Source organism: Asaccharospora irregularis DSM 2635 (assembly GCF_900129815.1).
In the GTDB taxonomy this organism is placed as follows: Bacteria; Bacillota; Clostridia; order Peptostreptococcales; family Peptostreptococcaceae; genus Asaccharospora; species Asaccharospora irregularis.
The window spans coordinates 23,116-40,741 of record NZ_FQWX01000004.1; the positions used below are offsets into that span (position 1 = coordinate 23,116).

Genomic DNA, 17,626 nt, shown 5'->3' on the forward strand with positions numbered 1-17,626 from the left:
TTTCTGTAAGAAAGACCAAAATTAAATAGTGTTTTTAAAATAAATATAAGTTATAATTATATTATAAGAAAATGTTTTCAAAAGGTGGGAATAATATGGAGATTTTGAGCTTAGGAGAGAAAATAAAAAAATTAAGAAAAGAAAAAAACCTTACGTTAAAAGAGCTGGCTGGGGATAGGATTACTGCTGCACAAATAAGCCATATAGAAAGAGATAAATCACATACAAGTTATGAACTATTAGAGTATTTGGGAGAAAAGTTAGATGTAAGTGTAGACTACTTATTGGAAACTAAAGAAATGCAGTCTAAAAAGTTAACTGATAATATGATACTTAAAAGTGAAATATATATAAAATCCAATCAAATAGAAAAAGCAGAACAAGAAATAAAAGAGGTTTTAAGTATATGTGAGAAATACAATCTTATTGAAAACTATGGTAAATGCAATTTTTTGCTTGCAACAATAAATCTAAAAAAAGGCAACAACAATGATGCTGTAACTAATTTCGAAAAGTCACTACACTTCTTTATAAAAAACAATGACAAAGAAAGTATATTTAAGTGTTACTTAAATATAGGAAAAGTCTATATGGATGAGAAATTCTATAATGGAGCTATAAGCCACTTTAACTTTGCAGAGGAAGTTTTAAGGGAAAGTAAAATAGAAGACATCAGTATATATCAAGATTTATATAGTAAAATATCATACTGCTATATAAAGCTTGACCAACCTCAAAAATCCCTAGATTATATAGCAAAAATATCAGAACTTAATAGACAAGGTAACTCTAAAGAAGAAGTGGATGTTTTAGTCTTAAGAGCTAACAATATGCTTAATACAGGAAAGTATGAAGAGGCGAGAGAATACTTTGATAAGGCATTAGCCATATTAGAAAAAGAAGAGAATAAGACTGAATTAGCAGTAATTTATTTAACTATAGCAGACACATATAGAAAAATGGGAAATACTGAAAAGTTTTTAGAGTATTCTCAAATAGCATATGATATCAAAAAGAATGATGAAGATGATTATATGATAAATAGTTTATGCAACATGATTAGAGCGTATATAGAACTTGGAGAATTCGAAATAGCAAGAAAGTATTGTAAAATAGGATTAGCATCATCAATAAAAAGTAGAAATAGGTACAATGAGTATAGGGTTTTAAAATTCTATGCAGATATTTATAAAGCCCAAAATAATTACGAAGTTGCTATTGAATATATATCAAAATGCATAGATATAGTTGAAGGTTTAAACGATACAAAAATTCTTGCCGATTTATACATTGAACTAGGGGAACTTTATTCAGGTAGTTCAAAAGAAAAAGAATTGGAGTATTACCAAAAAGGAGTATTTATGTATAAAAATCTAGATATAATATAGAGAATAGTAATTTTAATAATAATTACTATATAAATTCAACTAATATTACAGAAAAGTATAAACAAATGACAGAAAAAATTTAAAAAAAATAGATATAAAATTAAAAATTTCACAAAAAATGAAGCCGATTTTACTATTTTATATAAATAGATATAGCTTTAGTTCGATTAAGAAAATAGAAATAATCTATAACAGATAAAATAGTATATATGATAAAATTAAGTAAAAAGATCTATAAGATTTATAAAAATTAACTAATAATCTTGAGGGGATGATATATATTATGATTATAGAAGTAGATGCTAGAGGATTGGCTTGTCCAAAACCAGTTATAAATACAAAAAAGGAATTAGAAAAACTAGAAGAAGGTGTTGTTATAACAACAGTTGATAACAACATAGCTAAAGAAAATATATTAAAATTAGCTAAATCTTTAAATTGTGAATCTATGGTTATAAAAGAAGAAGAAAATTTAATTTCTATAGAGATTAAAAAGGGAGAAAATGTTATAATAGAAAAAAAAGAAGAGAGTGACTTAGAAGATAAATGTATATATATATCTTCAGATAAAATGGGACTTGGAAACGATGAATTAGGACAAGTTCTAATAAAAGGATTTATCTACACTCTAACAGAAACAAAACCTTATCCAAAACAAATACTTCTTGTAAATGGAGGAGTAAAACTAAGTGCAGAAAATGAAGCGACTATAGAAAATCTTAAGATACTTGAGGAAGCAGGGGTTGAAATACTGTCTTGCGGAACTTGTCTAGATTACTATGGTCTAAAAGAAAATCTACAGGTAGGTACAGTTACAAATATGTATACTATAGTAGAATCAATGAAAAATTCAGCAAACACTATAACAATATAAGAATTATAGAATAATAATTGGATTAAATTAGGCTGCATTATTTTTTAATATATGCAGTCTTTTGTTTAATTAACAATAAACTTACTAGCAAAAGAGAGGTATCTTGCATATGAAAGAAATGTATATAGTATCATTCAACTCAACTCACCATGCTATAAGAACAGATAAGCTTATAGGAGAGAATAATATAAAAGCAGTTACTTTACCGACCCCAAGGGAAATAACCGCAAGTTGTGGAATTTCAATTAGATTTAACTACGAAGATACAGATAAAATAAAAAATATATTAACTGAAAACAACATTGAATACAGAGGAATTTATAATATAAAAAAACTAGAAGATGGGCTAAAAGAAGTAAGGCAGATAGATTAGGAGGTAAGAGTATGCCTATGGATATAAAAATTGGAGATATAGTTGAATTAAAAAAACAACACGCTTGTGGATGTAAAGAATTTGAAATAACAAGAGTAGGAATGGACATAAAGATAAAGTGTCAAAAATGTTCTAGGATGATAATGTTAGATAGAGAGACTTTAGAAAAAAGAGTAAAGAAAATAGTTAGAAAATGACATAAAAATAACATTTAAAAAGTATAAAGTAGCTATATTAATATAAAAAAATTTGATATAATAAAATAGGAAAACATTTTCAGGGGGTGCTTTAATATGGCTATTAAATTTGCGAAAAGAATGGATGGATTAAAAGGATCAGAAATACGTGAACTTTTAAAACTTACAGAAAGACCAGAAGTTATTTCATTTGCTGGAGGGATGCCAGCACCAGAATTATTCCCAGTTGAAGAAATGAAGAAGATTTCAGTTGCAGTACTTGAAGAGGGAGGTAGACAGGCGCTACAATACACAACAACAGAAGGTTTTGCTCCACTAAGAGAAAAAATAGCTGAAAGAATGAATACAAAGAATATGACTAATATAACTAAAGACGATATATTAGTTACTAGTGGATCACAACAAGGATTAGACTTTGCAGGAAAAGTATTCTTAGATGAAGGTGACGTAGTATTATGCGAAAGCCCTTCTTACTTAGGTGCATTAAACGCTTTTAAAGCATATTGTCCTAAGTTTGTAGATGTTCCTACTGATGATGAAGGAATGATAATGGAAGAGCTAGAAAAAATAATACAAACAACTGACAGAATAAAAATGATTTATGTTATCCCAGATTTCCAAAATCCAACAGGAAGAACTTGGCCTATGGAAAGACGTAAAAAATTCATGGAAATAATAAACAAATATGAAATACCTGTAATAGAGGACAATCCTTATGGAGAATTAAGATTTGAAGGTGAGTCTTTACCATCTTTAAAATCATTAGATGAAAAAGGATTAGTAATATTCCTAGGAACTTTCTCAAAAATATTCTGCCCAGGATACAGATTAGGATGGACATGTGCAGCTCCAGAAATATTAAGTAAGTTTGTATTTGTAAAACAAGGTTCAGACTTACAAGCTTCTACTATATCTCAGATGGAAGTTAGTAAATTTATGGATGTATACAATCTAGATGAGCATGTAGAAAAAATAAAATCAGTTTATGTAAAACGTAGAGATGTAATGTTAAAAACTATGGAAGAAGAATTCCCAGAAGGTGTTAAATTTACACATCCAGAAGGTGGATTATTTACATGGGTTGAAATACCTAGTCATTTAAATGCTAAAGAATTAATGCCAAAATGTATAGAAAAAAATGTTGCTTATGTTGCAGGTGGAGCTTTCTTCCCTAATGGAGGAAGAGAAAATACTTTCAGACTTAACTACTCAAATATGCCAGAAGAGAAGATAGTTGAAGGTATCAAGAAAATAGCTGAAGTTTTAAAAGAAGCTATAGGAGAAACTGCTAAAGCTTAAGTAAATTATAAAAATATAATAGTTTTACATATCTGAAAATGTTGTATTTACACTAACTATATTGTTAGTAGATACTATTTTCAGTGTAAAAAAGAGGGTGGTCAAATGACCACCCTCTTTTTGGGGAAATTGGGATGAAATATATTTAAGTTATGGGGGCTATATGATTATATTATTACCAAAATAGCTAAAGATATACATATACTAATAAAAATAAAATTATCTTCTACAATTCAAAGGTATTGACACATTTTTATAAAGGTGATAAAATACATGGGTATGAGATTTTATTCTCGTTTCTCTGCTCTAAGATAATAGAGCCGTTAAGTCCAAAGGGAGGTGAATTATAGTGAGAAATTATGAATTAGTTTTCGTAGTAAAGCCAAATGTTGATGAAGAATCAAGAGATGCTGTACTAAACAAAGTTAAGGAAGTAGTAGCTACTGAAGGTGAAGTAGTTAAAGTTGATACATGGGGAACTAAGAAGTTAGCTTATCCAATAGCTAAGTTCACAGAAGGTTATTATGTATTAGTTAACTTCAAATCAGGAGTAGAAGTTCCTAAGGAAATAGATAGAAACTTAAAGATAAACGAAAACGTAATAAGACACATGATAGTTGTTGCTTAATAACTAGTCTTTTACGAAATAATAGGCGGTGTGATTATGAACCATGTTGTATTAGTTGGTAGATTAACTAGGGACCCAGAGTTAAGATACATCGCAGGAACAGGGACACCAGTTGCAAATTTTGCAGTAGCTGTTGATAGAGAGTTTACTGGTAAAGATGGCAAAAAAGAAACAGACTTTATCGATATACAAGTTTGGGGCAAATCTGCTGAAAACTGTGCAAACTATATAGGTAAAGGTAGTTTAGTAGCTATCCAAGGTTCTATAAGAATAGATACTTACCAAAACCAGGCTGGAGAAAACAGAAGAAGTTTTAGAGTGAATGCAAATAGGGTTCAGTTTTTAGATAGTAAAAATAAATCGGAAAATTCATATAAAGGAAGCGCTCAAAGCTTTGAGCCTAGCTTCGAACCAAAAGGATTAGATCCTCAAGGATTCCAGGCTATAGATGATGACGATATACCGTTTTAAAAATATACCGTTTTAAAAAAGGAGGGAAAAAGTCATGATGAACAAGAAGAGACGTAAGAAAAAAAGAGTTTGTCAATTCTGTGCTTCTAAAGACGCTAGAATAGATTACAAAAATACTCAAAGATTACAAAAGTATATAACTGAGAGAGGTAAAATATTACCAAGAAGAATATCTGGAACTTGCGCTAAGCACCAAAGAGAATTAACAGTAGCAATAAAAAGAGCTAGAAATATAGCACTTTTACCATATACATTAGACTAATAATAGGACGAGCCATTTGGCTCGTTTTTTTGTATATATACTTAAATATATGCTTATTTATGATATAATGTTTATATGTTAAGGAGGGGGGAGACCGTGAAAGTAGAAAGAGGATCCGATATAACGAAGAATATAAAATTAATAGAGTGGATGAAGACAGAATTATTGATGAGTATAAGCGATTTGTTTAATTTATTATTTAGAGGGGTAAAACCTTTAGATGAAGCACTTCAGGATACTTTAGCGAATATAATAATGATAACATATCTGTTAGCAAAAAGATTAGGGATAAGTTTTAAAGAAATAGATTATAAGGTGAAAGAAAAGATAAAAATAGGAATAGATGATGAACATAGCGTTGAAAGATGGTATGGAGACTTATCGAATTTAAAAAAACACATAGATAATAGGGAGTGATTTCAAATTGAAGAATAAAAAAGGACTATCTCGAGAACTATTGATAGTCGTGGCAGCTATGGCTTTGGCTTTGATAACGGCATATATACCACAATTAAGTATATTTAACATAATGATTCCAGCTATTTATGCTGTTATAGGTACGATAACTGATAATAGATATTCTATATTATCTATAATAATAACTTTTTTTGTACTAGTAATTTTTGTAGATGTATCATATGCTCTAAGCATTTGTATTATTAATGCAGCACCTGGAATTATAGTAGGAAAAGCTACTAGAGTATGTATAGAAAGAGAGAGTAGGAATATATCAGAACCTATATATGTTGGTATTATAGCTTTTGTAATATCAACAGTTTTGTATTTCCTTATTACTCAACTAATATTGAAGGTAAACTTATTAGATGAATTTATGAAAATATTGGAAGGTAGTATAAATACACAAATAAGTAGTATAAAAGAATACCAACCACAACTAATAGAAGATTTAAATTCGAAAGACTTGTTGATTTACTTTAACAATATGTTACCTATGATGTTATTTTTACAAGGAGCAATTTCTGCATTTATAACATACTATTTAAGTATATTTTTCCTAAAAAAGATGAAGTGGAATGTAGAGTCACCAAAATTTACTGGTTTTTATCTTCCAGGGAATGCTGTAATGACTTCTTTTGTACTATACCTACTTGTTTTATTTATTAAATTTGTTGGTTCGAAACTATATACAGATTTAATAATGATGAATTTGCAGTTAGTGTTTAGCTTAATGTTTATAATACAAGGTATAGCGGTTTGTATCTATTACTTTAGAAGATGGATTAAAGAAGGCAAAGTTACTAATATATTATTTTCAGGTATAACGCTAGGATTGTTTGGGGTTATGGGAGTATCTTTTGTTGGGATGATAGATAGTATAATTGATTTTAGAAAGGTAAGAAGCTATAAATCCACATAGGAGGATAGAGATGAGGAATAAATCAACAAATATGCCAGAAATAAATATATATATAGTTATTATTGGTATTACTAGTTTAGTTTTACTTTACTATAATTTATATATAGGCAGTGTATTTTTTGTTATTTTTCTATATTCGGTTTTTCACAATTGGCGAGTTACCAATATTAGAAGAAAAGAATGGACTAAGTATATTCAAGACCTATCTTTAAATATAGATGAAACAACTAAAAAAGCTATAATTAATCTTCCTATACCTTTGTGTATACTTGAGTTTGATGGTCGTATATCATGGTATAACAACAAATTTTATAATATGGTTGGAGAGGAAGATTTACTGGATACGAATATCGAAGATACAATAAAAAATATAAGCTTAAGAAAAGTACTAAATGAAAACAAGGAAATGTATACAGATGTAGAGTACGGAGATAGACAATATACAGTAGTTTACAATGTAATAAAAAAGGATCAAGAAGAACATGCGAAGTATTTGATGATACTTTATTGGATAGATAAAACTGATTATTTAAAACTTGAAAAAGCCTATAATGAAGAAAAAAATGTAATGGCTTTGATACAGATAGATGGATATGATGAAGTACTAAAAAGTGCAGATGAAGATAAAAGGCCTTTAATAAATGTAGAGGTAGAAAAAATATTAACATCTTTAGAGACGAGTACAGAGGGAGCCTTAAGAAGGACATCTAAGGACAAATTCTTTTTGGTTATGAACAGAAGAGAACTTAAAAAATTAGAGGCTGGAAAATTCGCTATATTAGATACTATAAGACATATTGACTATGGAAATAATCTTCCTGTTACAATAAGTATGGGAATAGGTATAGATGGAGATACAGTAAATGAAAACATAAAACTTGCCTCAGGAGCACTAGATTTAGCTCTAGGTAGAGGTGGGGATCAGGCTGTTATAAGAACGAAAGACAAGTTTACGTTCTATGGAGGAAAATCTAAGGCAGTAGAAAAGAAAACAAAGGTTAAATCTAGACTAATTGGTCATGCACTAAGAGAGGTTATCTTAGAAAGTAGTCATGTTTATATAATGGGACATAAGTACCCTGATATGGATGCTATGGGAGCTGCAGTTGGTATTTATGATATATGTAAGTCGTGTAACAAACCAGCGAATATAGTATTAAACTCAGCAAATGAGTCAATAGAAATGTTTGCAAAAAGATTAAAAGAATGTGATTATTATAAAAATATATTTGTAAGCCATGATGAAGCAATTGATAATTGCGGAAAAAACACTCTAGTAGTGGTAGTTGACACTCATAGACCTAACTTCACTGAATGTGAAAAGCTTCTAGATATATCCGAAAAAGTTGTGGTTATAGACCACCATAGAAGAGGTGTCGAATTTATAAATGATACAGTTCTTTTATTCCACGAAATATACGTATCATCTACTTGTGAGATGGTAACTGAATTAGTTCAGTATATGGAAGGGGATGTAAAGATAAATAAATTAACAGCAGAAGGCCTTTTAGCTGGAATAAGTTTAGATACTAAGAATTTCGCCTTTAAGACAGGTGTTAGAACTTTTGAGGCTGCATCGTATCTTAGAAAAGTTGGGGCTGATACAATAGAAGTAAAAAAACTGTTTAACTCAGATGTAAAGGACTTTATAACAAAAGCAGAGATTATACAAAGTACTAAGATTATTAATAACAGAATATGCTTAGCCTACTCTGAAACAGAGCTTGAAAATATAAATGTTGTTATAGCTCAAGCAGCAGATGAATTGTTAAACGTAAAAGATGTAGAGGCTTCATTTGTTCTTGGTCATAAAAATGATAAGGTATTTATAAGTGCAAGGTCACTAGGACAAATAAATGTTCATGTTCTTATGGAAAAGCTAGGCGGAGGAGGACATATAGATATAGCTGGTGCACAGCTTAAAGATGTTTCTCTAAAACAAGCATATGAAATGGTACATGACATAATAGAAGAATATCTAGAGGAGGAAGACTAAATGAAGGTTATATTATTAAAAGATGTAAAAGGAACTGGTAAAAAAGGTGATGTTAAAGAAGTAAGTGATGGATACGCAAGAAACTTCCTACTACCTAAGAAGTTTGCCGTTGAAGCAGATAGCACATCTATGAAGGAATTAAATGAAAAGAAAAAATCTCATGAAATAAAATGCCAAAAAGAATATGAGGCGGCTGTAGAATTAGGTAAGAAAATGGAAGAAATAAATATAGAGATATACTCAAAGGCTGGAGAAGCTGGAAGATTATTTGGATCAATTACTTCTAAAGATATAGCAGATCAACTTAAAAAACAAAAAGGTATAGAAGTTGATAAGAGAAAAATTATATTAGATGAACCAATAAGAGTATTAGGTTCAAGATTCGTAGAAATAAAAATACATCAAAAAGTAGTAACTAAAATAAGAGTAGATGTAAAAGAGAAGCAATAGTAGTGTACTTGAGGTGATTAAAAATGGAGGATATGACAAGAGTCCCTCCACATAGTGTGGAATCAGAACAGTCAATTTTAGGGTCTATATTGCTTGACAAAGATGCAATAATAACAGTCACAGAAACTATAAAACCAGGCGATTTTTATAAGGAAGCTCATAAAATTATATATGAATGTATGCTATCTTTGAATAACAAAGGAGAACCTATAGATTTAATAACATTAACAGAGGAATTGAAAAATCAAGGATACTTAAATGATGTTGGAGGGATAAGTTATATAACAAGTCTTTCAACTATAGTACCAACTACTTCAAATGTAAAATATTATGCAGATATAGTAAAAGATAAGTCTGTGCTTAGAAAGCTTATAAAAGCATCTAATGACATAATAAGTTTGGGATATGATGGTACAACAAAAATTCAGGATGTTTTGGATAAAGCTGAAAAAAAGATATTTGATATATCCCAAGAAAAAACGAGTGATGATTTTAAACCTATAAATTTAGTGTTGATGGATACCTATGATATGATAGAAAACTTATATACAAATAAGAGCGATGTCACAGGTATAACAACTGGTTTTAAGGATTTAAATAAAAAAATAAACGGTCTGCAAAGAACAGACCTAGTACTTATAGCAGCACGTCCAGCTATGGGGAAAACAGCATTTTCATTAAACCTTGTTCAAAATGCAGCCCTAAAGGGAGATGCATCTGTAGCAGTGTTTAGTTTGGAGATGTCAAAAGAACAATTAGTGCAGCGTATGCTATCATCACAATCGAATGTAGAATTAAAAAAGATAAAAACTGGGACACTTAATAATAATGATTGGCCTAGAATAATAGATGCTATGGCAGTTTTATCTGAGGCAAAAATACACATAGATGATACTCCTGGTATAACTATATCAGAACTCAGATCAAAGTGTAGAAAATTAAAAATCGAAAAAGGTTTAGATTTAATCTTAATTGACTACCTTCAGCTTATGGAGGGTGAAGGGAACAATGAAAGTAGACAGCAAGAAATATCTAAAATATCTAGATCACTAAAGAAAATAGCTAAGGAATTAGATTGTCCTGTAGTGGCATTATCTCAGCTATCTCGTGCCCCAGAGCAAAGGGCTGACCATAGGCCTATGTTATCGGATTTAAGAGAATCTGGAGCTATAGAGCAGGATGCTGATATAGTAATGTTTTTATATAGAGATGAATATTACCATCCTGATTCAGAGAGCAAGAATATAGGAGAAATTATAATAGCTAAAAATAGACATGGAGAAACTGGTGCTGTTGAGTTAGTATGGCTTGGTGAAGTCCAAAGATTTGGGGATAAACTAAGAGAGTTATAACATGTAGAAATATCCACATGTATCCACAGAACAACCTTTCTGTTTTGGAAAAAAATGTGGATACTTGTAGAAAACAACTTATAAATATTGAAAAATAAAGGATGAAGTTATCCACATTATCAACATGTGGGTGTTGATAACTGTTGATAAGATATGGGGAGCTGTAGCTCCCTTTATAATTTTTATATTAATGCATTAATTTTGTATATTAATCACACAGTAAATCAATAATAAAGAGGTAGTTTGAAACTATCAATGGAGTTGAGGAATTTGGATATAAATATAAAATATATATACCCTGAAACTGTATTTATAATTAGAGAAATAAATCTATTTAGAATCGTTGATCTTAATATAAAAGAAACGATAGTATTTTATGCTAGAATGATAAGAAATGAATATGAAATATGTATGTTAAACACGTCAATAGGTAATACTATTGGCATTTTAAAAGTAGATAATACCGAAAAATTTGATGAATTAATAGACAAAATTAAAAGAGAAGAAGAGAATATAAAAAAGATAAAAAATCTATCTGATATAGAAAATTACATATTAAAAATACTAAAAAATTAAAAAGGTTTGAAAATATATCGAATGTTTGATAAAATTAACAAGTATAGTGTTCGAATATATAATAATTAAATAGAGGTGAATTACATGAAAACAGTTGCAGTAGTAGGATCTCAATGGGGAGATGAAGGAAAAGGTAAAGTAATAGATTACCTTGCTACACAAGCTGACGTAGTTATAAGAGGTCAAGGTGGAAACAATGCTGGACATACTTTAGTCGTATCAGGAAAGAAATTCGCATTACGTTTAATCCCTTCAGGTGTTTTAAATCCAAAAACAATCAATGTAATAGGAAACGGAATAGTATTTGATCCAAAAGGTTTTTTAGATGAAATAGAAATGCTTAACAAAGATAACATAGATACTAGCAATATAAAAATAAGTGACAGAGCTCACGTAGTATTCCCTTATCATAAAGAATTAGATGCTTTATCTGAAGAAGCTAGAGGAGATAGCAAAATAGGGACTACTAAAAAAGGTATAGGTCCTTGCTACATGGATAAAACTGAGAGATCAGGTTTAAGAATATGTGACTTAATGGACAAAGATGTATTTGCAAAAAAATTAAAGCCTCAAATAGAAGCTAAAAACAAAATAGTTAAAAACATATATGGAAAAGAAGAAATGTTTGACTTTGATGCAATATACAATGAATACGTTGAATATGCAGATAAAATAAGACATTATGTAGCTGATACTTCTGTTATAGTATATGAAGCTATAAAAGCTGGTAAAAAAGTATTATTTGAGGGAGCTCAAGGAACATTACTTGATTTAGATTTAGGTACTTATCCATTCGTTACATCTTCTCATCCAATATCAGGAGGATTTGCTGTAGGAGCTGGTATAGGACCTAACATGATAAAAGACGTTGTAGGGATAGTAAAGGCTTATACTACAAGAGTTGGGGAAGGACCATTTGTTACAGAATTACTTGATGAAACTGGAGAAAAAATAAGAGTCCAAGGTCATGAGTTTGGAACAGTAACAGGTAGAGCAAGAAGATGTGGTTGGTTTGATGCTGTTATAGTTAAATATGCAGCTAGAGTAAACGGACTTACAAGTATATCTTTCATGCTACTTGATGTATTGACTGGATTTGAAAAAATCAAAATATGTAAGGCTTATAAAATGGGCGATAAGGTAATAACTGATTTCCCAGCATCATTAGATGATTTAGCTAAATGTGAACCTATATATGAAGAGTTAGATGGATGGAATGAAGATATAACTAAGGTTGAAAAATTCGAAGACCTTCCTGAAAATGCTAAAAAATATATAGCTAGAATAGAAGAATTAGTTGGAGTTAATATAGATATGGTATCTGTAGGACCAAACAGAACTCAAACTATAATAAGAAAAAATATATTCTGTTAGTATATAACTGTCCTAAAACGACTATTAAGTCGTCTTAGGACAGTTTTTTATTTAAAATAGATTAATTGGTGCTTTTTCTATTAACATTTAAGGTGATATAAAGGTGAAATAAAGTGCTTTTTTATATATAATAAAATTGACAATGCCTTAGATATTAATAAAAGATGCTACTTTATAATTATAAATAATGCTTGTAGAGAACTATTCTTTTTTGAAAGGGGATAAATATGATAGATATTTTTATAGTAGAAGATGATAAAGATTTAAGTAGAGAGATAAATTTGGCCCTTAGTAAATGGGGTTATGAGGTTAAAGAGGTTGATAACCTGGAGGATATAACAAAAGAGGTCTTAGAGAATAATCCTAAGCTAGTATTAATGGATATAAACCTACCATCACATGATGGATTCTATTGGTGTTCACAAATAAGAAACTTTTTAAAAGTTCCAATAATATTTATATCATCTAGGGATAATGATATGGATATTATTATGTCTATAAATATGGGTGGAGATGATTATATAGTTAAGCCATTTTCTCCACAGGTTCTAGTTGCAAAAGTCCAGGCAATACTTAGAAGAACATATTCATATAATAGCAACCTAAAAAGTGACATTATAAAATTTAAAGAGGTAACCATGAATATAGTAGAAGCAAAAGTATACTATAAAGACAAGAGCACAGAACTCACAAAAAATGAGCTAAAAATAATGAAAATATTAATGGACAATCAAGAGAAAATAGTTAGCAGAGAAGATATAATAGAAGAACTTTGGGATAGTGAAGAATTTATAAGTGAAAATACACTGACAGTAAATATAAATAGGCTTAGAAAAAAACTAGATTCTATAGGTTTAGAAGAATTTATATTAACTAAAAAAGGACAGGGGTATATTATAAGATGAGTTTTTTAGAGTATTTATCCAACTATATAAAAGAGAATAGAATATTTTTATATTTAATTGTAACTATAATGGCAATAGTAAATATTGTTATCTTACTAGATCCATATTTATCAAAAAGCTTAGAGAGCCTAATATATATAGATCTTTTAGTTTGTATAAGTATATTAATTTTTCTAGTTTTAGGTTTTTTTAATTATAAAAATAAATTTGATATGTTCATCAGTTATATAAATAAGAAAAAAGATGAAGATTTTAATTTTAAAGGAAATGTAATATATACAGAAGTAGACAAGTTAGTAAAAGAGTACGACGAAGAGATATATAGTTTAAAAGAAGAGTTAGAGGAGATAAACGACTATATGACAAACTGGATACATGAGGTAAAAATACCTATTTCAGTTTTAGAAATAATAAGCAAAAGAATTCGAGATATAGATACAGGTCTATCTAAAGATATAAGAACGTCTGTAAGTAGGATAAATAGGCTTGTAGAACAGGCTATGTACTCTAGTAGAGCAGGGAACTATAGTTCAGATTTCTTGATAGGGGAGACCGACTTAGAAAATGTAGTTAAAGAGGTAATAAAGAAAAACAAATATCAGTTTATATACAATAAAATAGAAATAGAGACACAGGACTTAAACTACACGATTCTTACAGATAAGAAATGGATTACCCATATAATAGAGCTTATAGTAGACAACTCAATAAAGTATAGCAAAGCAGGAGGAAAGATAGAAATATTTACTAAAGAGGCTAAAAATGGTATAGAATTACATATAAAAGACTATGGACTAGGTATAGTTCCACAGGATATAGATAGAATATTTGATAAAGGATTTACAGGTCAAAATGGACGGAAGATAACAAAGTCAACGGGAATGGGTCTCTATATATCTAAGAAGATTTTAAATAAATTAAGTCACAAGATAGAAGTAATATCGACTCCAGGTGAATTTTGTGATGTATATATTACATTCTACAAATTATCAGATTACTTCAATGTGACATAAATGAAAGAAAAACCCTCCAAAGTGTAAGGTTAAGTGATGGAATTAAGATATCTTAAATTATAGAATATAAATATAAGTTAAATCTCATTCAACTAAATATAAAGGGATTGAAAAGACTAGAAATATTTATAAAAATAGTATTTATTAAAATTTGGAGGGGAAAAAATGATAAAAGTTGTTAATTTAAATAAGGATTTCAAAACGAATAAAAATACATTTAAAATTTTAAAAGAAATAGATTTAGAGGTGAAAAACGGTGAATTTATCTCTATAATGGGTCCATCAGGAGCTGGTAAAACAACTCTTTTAAACATATTATCTACAATAGATAGACCGACAAATGGCAAAGTTTACTACGATAATAGAGATGTAGGTACTATGAAAAACAAAGAACTGTCTAAGTTTAGAAGAGATAATATAGGATTTATATTTCAGGACTATAATTTATTAGATAGTATGAGTATTGAAGATAACATAGCACTTCCTCTAGTAATAGCAAACGAAAAACAAAGTAAAATAAAAACAGAGATTTTGAGATTAGCTAAGTTTTTTGGTATAGAAGGTCATCTAAAAAAATATCCATACGAGTTATCTGGAGGTCAAAAGCAAAGAGTTGCAGCTGCTAGGGCACTTATAACATCTCCTAAAATTATATTTGCAGATGAACCAACTGGGGCATTAGACTCAAAAGCATCGTCAGAATTACTTAACTGTTTAAAAGATATGAATGAGAAGTTTGATGTAACTATAATAATGGTTACACATGATCCTTTTAGTGCTAGTTACTCCAAGAAAGTTATATTTATGAAGGATGGAAAATTAAACGCAAGGATAGATAGCACTGGAAATAGAAAAGATTTTTATAATAATATAATGAATTTACTAACTTCCATGGGAGGTGAAGTAAATGAGCTTCTTTAAATTGTCGTTTATGAATTTAAAGCAAAATTTAAAAAACTATGGAATGTATATATTCTCAATGTTATTTTCAATTATAGTTTTTTATAATTTTATGACACTTATGTTTAGCAAACAATTTACTCAAATACAGGATTTAGCTACAATATCTAGTGTCTCCGGTATGTGTATATTTGTGCTCTTTATATTTTTTGTATTTTTTATATCTTACTCAAGTAGTTTTTTTATAGAGCAGAGGAAAAAAGAATTTGGTATATACACGTTTATGGGAGTTGAAAATAACAAGATAGCCTTACTATTTGCTCAGGAAGGTCTACTTATAGGTTTAATATCTCTTGTTGGGGGATTAATAGGTGGAGTTTTAGTTAACAAGGTATTTCTAATGACATTAGTTAAGATATCAAAACTAAGTGTTGTTATGAAATTTGAAGTGTCTAAGGAATCTTTGATAACTACAGCGATAGTTTTTATTGGAATTCTTTTATTTGTATTTATAATTGAATATATAAAGTTGCTAAGAACTGATATAAGTAAGCTTATAAATGCAACTAATATATACCAAAGTGACAATAGCAAAAACAAAACACTACAGGGGTTATTAGGGGTTATAATAATAGCATTTGCATATATAGTTATATTAAAGTACACGAAGCTTAATATACCTTTTCCAGTGGCAATAATACTAACAGTTATTATGGTAATAGTAGGAACAATGTTTTTATTTAAGGGATTTTTTACATTTATTATATCTAAAATAATAAAAAATAAGAAAATATTATACAATGGAACAAATATACTGAGTTTTAATAATATTATTTTTAGGATAAGAGATAATAACAAAACCTTGGCACAAGTGGCAGTTTTAATAACTTGCTGTTTAACAAGTATAATAGTTTCAATAACTATGAAATCATTGTTTACTCAAGGTAAGGAAGCAGAGTATCCATACAGTATGACGTATATTTCAAATAGCAATGATGATATTGTAGACAATGCAATAAAAATATCTAAGGAGGAAGTCAAGTATAAATTATCAGCAGAATTTATACCATATAGTATAAGTTCGAATTCTAAGGAAAAAATACCTTATATAGATGATGTTTGGATTATGAAGTATTCAGATGTAGAAAATATATCTAAGTTTAGAAAATTAGAAAATGAAGATAAATTATTAAAGAGAGAATTAAAAGATAATGAGGCGTTTTTTGCTATACCAGGAGCTCTAATAAATGCGTTTGACTTTAAGGTGAATCTAAATATAGCAGGTAAAAATGTGAAAATAGTAGATGCACACACATTAAATCTATTTGGAAGATTTAATGAGGGAGCAGTATTAATTGTAAATGACGATGATTATAGATATTTTAGCGAGAAACTATCAGATGCAAAAATATCACAGGTAAAAGCTATAACTCTAGAAAACTTTGATAATACTTCAAAAATTTCTGAGTATATAAAAAATAGTAGCGATATAGAAGTATATAGTGTAGATAATTTTGATGAAAACTCATACAATTTCATAAATTCTATATATTTTATGGGCCTGTTTATGAGCTTGGTATTCGTAGTATCTGTGGGCAGTATAATGTATTTTAAATGTATATCAGATGCAAGCAAAGACAAGAAAAGATTTGATACATTAAGAAAGATAGGTACAGGTCAGGAATATATAAATAAGGCTATATTTAAGCAAGTTGGTATATTCTTTTTATTACCGATTTTAATAGCTATTGTACACAGCAGTGTCGCAGGTTATGCTATAAGCAAACTATTTAATCAGGATGGAAGGCTAGTTATATTAGTAACTGTAGTAGCTTTTTCAATAATCTACTCAGCATATTATTTAATTACGGCTAAAAAATATATTGATATAACAAAATAAAATTACAAACATTTAAAAAAGTATTACCTAAACACCAGATTCTTTATAATGCATAGTAAATTTTTATATATTTTGGTGTAAGGGAATACTTTTTTTATTCATACAAAATTTTTTATTTTAAAAAGAACTTAATTTTAAGTGTAATGTTTGCTTCATTGAAAATCATTTGAATTTCAATGGTTTTAGACTTATAAGTTCAATTTATATTTTAGAAATGGATAGTCTTGGAATATATTTATAGTAATATTAAAATAAAATTATAAAAAAAAATCAAAAAAAGTATTGACGAA

General features: G+C 28.9%; 19 protein-coding genes. All 19 read left to right on the forward strand.

Annotated features, from left to right (window positions below; all coding sequences use genetic code 11):
* Window positions 1–95: 95 nt before the first annotated feature.
* On the forward strand, window positions 96–1,388 hold the full coding sequence (locus BUB34_RS03005; protein WP_073124115.1) for a helix-turn-helix domain-containing protein: 1,293 nt from the start codon (window positions 96–98) through the stop codon (window positions 1,386–1,388).
* Window positions 1,389–1,671: 283 nt separating this feature from the next.
* Window positions 1,672–2,262 (forward strand): sulfurtransferase-like selenium metabolism protein YedF, encoded by a 591-nt coding sequence (gene yedF / locus BUB34_RS03010; protein ID WP_073124117.1) that lies wholly within the window; start codon window positions 1,672–1,674, stop codon window positions 2,260–2,262.
* A gap of 109 nt (window positions 2,263–2,371) precedes the next feature.
* A complete protein-coding gene (locus tag BUB34_RS03015) occupies window positions 2,372–2,635 on the forward strand; it encodes a DUF3343 domain-containing protein (RefSeq protein ID WP_073124119.1) in 264 nt (87 codons plus the stop codon).
* An 11-nt stretch (window positions 2,636–2,646) separates the two neighbouring features.
* Window positions 2,647–2,832 carry a DUF951 domain-containing protein gene (locus tag BUB34_RS03020; protein ID WP_073124121.1) on the forward strand — a complete coding sequence of 62 codons (186 nt, stop codon included), beginning with the start codon at window positions 2,647–2,649 and terminating at the stop codon, window positions 2,830–2,832.
* Between the two features lie 96 nt (window positions 2,833–2,928).
* Window positions 2,929–4,131 (forward strand): aminotransferase-like domain-containing protein, encoded by a 1,203-nt coding sequence (locus BUB34_RS03025; protein WP_073124123.1) that lies wholly within the window; start codon window positions 2,929–2,931, stop codon window positions 4,129–4,131.
* Between the two features lie 349 nt (window positions 4,132–4,480).
* The gene (rpsF, locus tag BUB34_RS03030) at window positions 4,481–4,759 is read left to right on the forward strand and encodes a 30S ribosomal protein S6 (protein ID WP_073124125.1); all 279 of its coding nucleotides are present in this window, start codon (window positions 4,481–4,483) and stop codon (window positions 4,757–4,759) included.
* A gap of 36 nt (window positions 4,760–4,795) precedes the next feature.
* Entirely contained in the window at window positions 4,796–5,230 is a 435-nt protein-coding gene (locus tag BUB34_RS03035; protein WP_073124127.1) for a single-stranded DNA-binding protein, read from the forward strand.
* A gap of 34 nt (window positions 5,231–5,264) precedes the next feature.
* Window positions 5,265–5,492, forward strand: coding sequence for a 30S ribosomal protein S18 (gene rpsR / locus BUB34_RS03040; protein WP_073124128.1), 228 nt, complete (start codon window positions 5,265–5,267; stop codon window positions 5,490–5,492).
* Window positions 5,493–5,588: 96 nt separating this feature from the next.
* Window positions 5,589–5,909, forward strand: a complete 321-nt coding sequence (locus tag BUB34_RS03045; protein WP_084120133.1) for a MazG-like family protein — start codon at window positions 5,589–5,591, stop codon at window positions 5,907–5,909.
* A 7-nt stretch (window positions 5,910–5,916) separates the two neighbouring features.
* Window positions 5,917–6,870, forward strand: a complete 954-nt coding sequence (locus tag BUB34_RS03050) for a DUF2232 domain-containing protein (protein ID WP_073124132.1) — start codon at window positions 5,917–5,919, stop codon at window positions 6,868–6,870.
* Between the two features lie 10 nt (window positions 6,871–6,880).
* Complete coding sequence (locus tag BUB34_RS03055; protein WP_073124134.1) at window positions 6,881–8,866, forward strand: DHH family phosphoesterase; 1,986 nt, start codon at window positions 6,881–6,883, stop codon at window positions 8,864–8,866.
* Window positions 8,867–9,316, forward strand: a complete 450-nt coding sequence (rplI, locus tag BUB34_RS03060) for a 50S ribosomal protein L9 (RefSeq protein WP_073124136.1) — start codon at window positions 8,867–8,869, stop codon at window positions 9,314–9,316.
* Window positions 9,317–9,339: 23 nt separating this feature from the next.
* Complete coding sequence (gene dnaB, locus BUB34_RS03065) at window positions 9,340–10,668, forward strand: replicative DNA helicase (RefSeq protein WP_073124137.1); 1,329 nt, start codon at window positions 9,340–9,342, stop codon at window positions 10,666–10,668.
* A gap of 243 nt (window positions 10,669–10,911) precedes the next feature.
* The gene (locus BUB34_RS03070; RefSeq protein WP_073124139.1) at window positions 10,912–11,244 is read left to right on the forward strand and encodes a hypothetical protein; all 333 of its coding nucleotides are present in this window, start codon (window positions 10,912–10,914) and stop codon (window positions 11,242–11,244) included.
* Window positions 11,245–11,328: 84 nt separating this feature from the next.
* Window positions 11,329–12,618, forward strand: coding sequence for an adenylosuccinate synthase (locus tag BUB34_RS03075; RefSeq protein ID WP_073124141.1), 1,290 nt, complete (start codon window positions 11,329–11,331; stop codon window positions 12,616–12,618).
* A gap of 227 nt (window positions 12,619–12,845) precedes the next feature.
* Entirely contained in the window at window positions 12,846–13,523 is a 678-nt protein-coding gene (locus tag BUB34_RS03080) for a response regulator transcription factor (RefSeq protein WP_073124143.1), read from the forward strand.
* Window positions 13,520–14,536 carry a sensor histidine kinase gene (locus BUB34_RS03085; protein WP_073124145.1) on the forward strand — a complete coding sequence of 339 codons (1,017 nt, stop codon included), beginning with the start codon at window positions 13,520–13,522 and terminating at the stop codon, window positions 14,534–14,536. The genes BUB34_RS03080 and BUB34_RS03085 overlap by 4 nt, the downstream gene beginning before the upstream one ends.
* Window positions 14,537–14,701: 165 nt before the next feature.
* Window positions 14,702–15,457, forward strand: coding sequence for an ABC transporter ATP-binding protein (locus BUB34_RS03090; protein WP_073124146.1), 756 nt, complete (start codon window positions 14,702–14,704; stop codon window positions 15,455–15,457).
* The gene (locus BUB34_RS03095) at window positions 15,444–17,336 is read left to right on the forward strand and encodes an FtsX-like permease family protein (RefSeq protein WP_073124148.1); all 1,893 of its coding nucleotides are present in this window, start codon (window positions 15,444–15,446) and stop codon (window positions 17,334–17,336) included. Before BUB34_RS03090 ends, BUB34_RS03095 begins: the two co-directional genes overlap by 14 nt.
* Window positions 17,337–17,626: the final 290 nt, after the last annotated feature.